Source organism: Bradyrhizobium sp. C9 (assembly GCF_002532045.1).
Taxonomy (GTDB): domain Bacteria; phylum Pseudomonadota; class Alphaproteobacteria; order Rhizobiales; family Xanthobacteraceae; genus Bradyrhizobium.
This window is the reverse complement of sequence record NZ_NWTG01000053.1, coordinates 1-3,458: the sequence shown is the minus strand read 5'-3', so window position 1 is coordinate 3,458 and position 3,458 is coordinate 1. Positions and strand designations below refer to the sequence as shown.

At 55.2% G+C, this 3,458-nt stretch carries 2 protein-coding genes; both read right to left on the bottom strand.

Annotation, left to right across the window (positions count from 1 at the left end):
• Nucleotides 1–1,337: hypothetical protein (locus CO675_RS39435; protein ID WP_097677254.1), on the bottom strand; the 1,337-nt coding region annotated here is incomplete at its 3' end.
• A gap of 100 nt (nucleotides 1,338–1,437) precedes the next feature.
• Nucleotides 1,438–3,324 (bottom strand): glycosyl hydrolase family 28-related protein, encoded by a 1,887-nt coding sequence (locus tag CO675_RS39430; protein ID WP_143279224.1) that lies wholly within the window; start codon nucleotides 3,322–3,324, stop codon nucleotides 1,438–1,440.
• Nucleotides 3,325–3,458: the final 134 nt, after the last annotated feature.

Sequence of the window (3,458 nt, the reverse complement as noted above, 5' to 3'; positions counted from 1 at the left end):
GCCCCAGCGTCCTGCGCAAGGTCTTGGATTTTGTCGCGGAGTGCCTGCGTCACAGGGATTCCCGCAAGTTGCGCTGCGGTCCAAAGCTGAGCCTCTGCCTTGGCCTCTTCAAGAGCGGCATTACTCTCGCCCTGCACCTTCGCCTGAGCTTCAGTGGCATTGGTGTACTTTATTAACGATTCTTGAGCGCGATCCCACGTATCCTTGGCTCCGGTATCACGGGTCGGAATCTTACCATCACCGGTAGGATTATTCGCGGCAGCGGGCCTGGCACGAGGTAGTGGCACTCCACTGGGGTAGTCCGCTTTCGACTGAGCCTCGTTGACTTGCTGAATCATCTGAGCGGCAAGTTGGGCCTTGGCGCGGATTTCTTCCAGTTGGTGAATAACTGCAGGATCTCCACCGCCTGAGTTTTGCAGATTGTCGATGACGTTAGTAAGTTGATTGATGTTTTGCTCAGCACCGAACGCTTGTTTGATCATGACCGATATCGAGTCCGCATATCGATCAAACTTACTCTGCCCGCTACCCTCCGACACACCATTTGATGAGTTCAGAGACTTGATGAAATCATTGGCCTTATCAATCAGGCCGTCTAGATAAGCGGCAACTTCGCCAGCCGTGGCCTTGAACTGTGCACTGAGCTGGGCGCTAGATGCTTTCCACGCCCGGTCAAACTCAGCGGCCTTGGCAATCGTAGACTTGTCGATAACGGCGCCTGCATCGTTTGCGCTCAGGGCCACGGCGTCGAATGCCGCGCTGCCGTTGTGCAAGGCCTCAACCCAACCCTGCGACAAGCCCAACATCTGAGCCGCTTTAGTCTTGTCGGGGATAGAGTCGAATCTGCTAAGCAAGTCGCCGGCAACTGTCAGCAGTTGATTCATGCTGATGATTTGGCCGTTGCGGTCCTTGTACTTCAGATTGTTCGCATCGAGTATCTTGGTCAGCGAATTCTCATTGTAATTCGCGTCAGCTAGAAGCTTGGAGACGTTCGCCAGATCGTTGGCGGACTGATCGTTGCTAATTCCGCTCTGGCCTGCAGCATATTGCAGTTGCTGGTATCGATCTGTCGAAATATTCGAGAACGCGGCGTTCTTCTGAATCTCAGCCAGCTCGCCGTTAACGCTGGAGAGCGCAGCAAGAAGCGCTCCAACTGATGCCGTTACACCGGTGATGCCTAAGCCGAGGTTTCCAAATCCGCCCATCGACGGATTCAGGTTGGCAAACGACTGCTCAATGCGCGCGATCGCGTTATCCGCGATATCGCCGGCCTGATTCATGTCGCTTTGGAATTGGTCCAGCTTCGCGCCGAGCTGAACTACGAGATCGTTTGACAATTTACTTCCTTAGGTAATGGAGACCGCTTCAATGGCCTGCTTATCTGTGAACTAGAGAACGCCCGCGCACTTCCAGTTGATGGCGGCTACTCTAGAGATATCAGTTCAGCGCCACCCAGTTGGTAATGCCCACGTCAATTGATTTCCACCACTTGGCCGTGGTGTTGTCGAGAAGCTCTTCCCCGAGGAAATTAGGTGTAACCGTCCCAACCGGCGAGCCTCCGTGCACGCGGAAGCCGATTTGACCGAGCATGTCCCAAGTGCCCGGTGTGCCGCTGGCGGTACATACCCATCCAGACGGAGAGCCTGTGGTGGGGCTTGAGTTGTATGTGATGTCACCAGCCACGTAGGCCACCGTTCCACCAGACGGCGGCGCAGACGCCGTTCTGATGCACTTGCCATCAGTGATCGGGCCGCGAATACCAACCGGATAATCCGTTCCGTGCGTGACGTAGTTGCGCACCGAACTGCCAGCAACCAGATTGATATGTGTCGTCGGCAAGAACGAGTCCGAGTAAGAATCGATAAGAACACCAGAAGCCGTGACTTCGATGTTGTTGACGTAACGGCACCCCTCGCTGATGAAGTGACACGAGGCACTCAGGAGAATGGGCGACTCGACGATGCACGAGATCATCTTGATTGGGAAATACGTTCGCTGTGTCGCCATATTATCAGCGACCTGAAGCATCGCGGTGCCTTGCTCGTATTGGCACCCAATGAAGGTAATGCTATCGCGAATCTGGGTACCAGAGCCTCCGGTGATGACCATGATGCCACCGCCTCCGAAACACTGATTCAAAACCAAGATGCCAGAACGTGTACAGACGATTCCGTAAACGTTCCCGAAAAATGCCGTCCCATTCAACTGCCAAAAATCTGCATTGTCCGTTTCAAACGAGATGCCGATGGTGTTGTAGAGAAACGTGCAGTCAGTGAGCGTTGCCGGACAGACGTTCCAGTCTGGGTTAGCGCTGGGCGCAGTGGGATCGTATGCGCGTATCGCGTATCCGCCGAAGTTAGAGAACTGACAGCGGTTGAAAGTCAGGTTCTTGATATCGCTTGGGGCAGACCCTTCGAATAGGAAGCCCGTCGCAGTGCCTCGCGGGGTCGTCGTAGGCGTCAATCGCGCGCTGAACGAGATGTCTGTAAAGTTGACACTCTCCATCGAAACGCCAGAGACGTTGACGAAAAGCGGTAGATTGTCGCTATCAATGAAAATGTGTGACGGAGTTTCAGTACCAGTTGGCAAGCCAAAAACACGACTGATGCAACTCTCACCGTAGAATGTCAGGCCGCTGTGCAGCGTTAATGACGCGGTGATCCTATGAAATCCACGCGGAACAAATATCCGGCCGCCACCGGGGAGCGCCGCAATAGCGGCCTGGAACGCAGCCGTATCGTCGGCGACGCCATCGCCAACCGCGCCGTAGTTCTTGATGTTACCAACATCCAGAATCATTGCAGCAGCCGACCGCGCGACGCCGCCCGATGCCGTCAGAGTAACATCAGTCAGATGGTTCGCGGCCAGCACATCGCCGATACCAGGCTGGCCTTGGAACACCCAAACGCCGCCGGTCTTTAGCCAATACTTTCTCGTGGTAGGTTGGAATGCGTATTGGTTCTCTTCACCGATAGACGGATCTGGAGCGGAAAGCGCTGGATCAACGAAGACAAAATAGCCGAGCGAATTCCATGCGCCAACTGCAGTAGACACGTCTGCCATTGCCTGCGCGCCTGCGAAGCGCTGCGGCGAAACCTGCCAGATGGTATAAGCGGCACCGGCCTGCGCGCCACCGCCCCACGGCGGAATGACAAGGTGCGCCGTGTCCGTGACGTCGGTGATGACGGTCTGGAAATCGCCAATCTGAAGAATGTCACCAGGCCTAACGTTGACGCCAGACCAGATCGTTCCGGATCCGGTAACGTTCGTGCCGTTCACTGCAATCGTGACGGTGCCCGTTGAGTAGGAAGAAAGTGCGGTCAATGAGATTTCTCTGAAATGCGTTTGTGAGCTTCGGCGATTGGCAGCCACTCTCCATCGAGTTTTCGCCAGATCTCTCCGGTTTCAGGCTGAAAGTAGAGCCAGCCTGGTGCGTCAGGCGGCGGCTCAGTTAGTTC